Origin of the sequence: Pseudomonas agronomica (assembly GCF_025917275.1) — a bacterium.
Classification (GTDB): domain Bacteria; phylum Pseudomonadota; class Gammaproteobacteria; order Pseudomonadales; family Pseudomonadaceae; genus Aquipseudomonas; species Aquipseudomonas agronomica.
On sequence record NZ_JAOSHO010000946.1, the window covers coordinates 1 to 788 of the forward strand.

1 protein-coding gene is annotated in these 788 nt (G+C 59.8%); it reads right to left on the reverse strand.

Annotation, left to right across the window (positions count from 1 at the left end):
* Positions 1 to 64 precede the first annotated feature (64 nt).
* A complete protein-coding gene (locus OC610_RS28280) occupies positions 65 to 400 on the reverse strand; it encodes a DUF6124 family protein (RefSeq protein ID WP_264432990.1) in 336 nt (111 codons plus the stop codon).
* Positions 401 to 788 lie beyond the last annotated feature (388 nt).

Sequence of the window (788 nt, forward strand, 5' to 3'; positions counted from 1 at the left end):
AGGCTTCGCCAGCTCCTACACAGAGCCGAGCGGGAGCAAGCTCCCTCGCCACAGTGGATGGCGGCTAGCGCGCTTCGACGTTGTCCAGCGCGCGGTTGGCGAGCAGCGCGCCCATTTCGATCAACTGCAGGATGCCCAGGGCAACGTGCCGTCGCGAGCCGTCCAGGTCGAACGCCAGGTCGTTGATCATCGCGTTGGCCGAGGCGAGGGTTTCGCTGAGGTTGGCGAGCAGGGCTTCGGTGCCCACACCATTGATCACGGTGAACAGTTGACTGGGGTCGGGTGTTGGTTTGCTGGGTTTGGGCTTGAGGTAGTAATCGAGGGCGCGGTCGGCGGCTTCGTCGAATGCCTTCGCGTCGGCTGGATCGGTGTCGGGAGGATTCGGGGTTACTTTGAACATAGATGAAACTCCAGATAAGAAATTGGAGCCATCATCCTCGCTACCAAACGAAGGGTGGTGGCCATACGAAGGTTGGTAGACCGGTTACCTGGCAACCCGGCGCGTCCGAGGACGCCCTGCGCATGACCACCATAAGACAGAGGTTGAAGTCCCCTGCATGAGGCTGCACTTGCACCAGAAAGCCGGGCTACCAAACCCGATCGCTGATTTTCAGCGACCGAGCAACAGTAAAGCCCGGCCCCAAGACGCACAAGCCGGCGGATTCTGGCGTAGTTGTAGGTAACGGCGCAAGACGACGTAGCCCGAACGCGAAGGATCCTACAACCGAATAAACACAGCCCTCTGTAGGCTGAAAAGATGAGTAAACACAGAACCCCGTGGCGAGGGA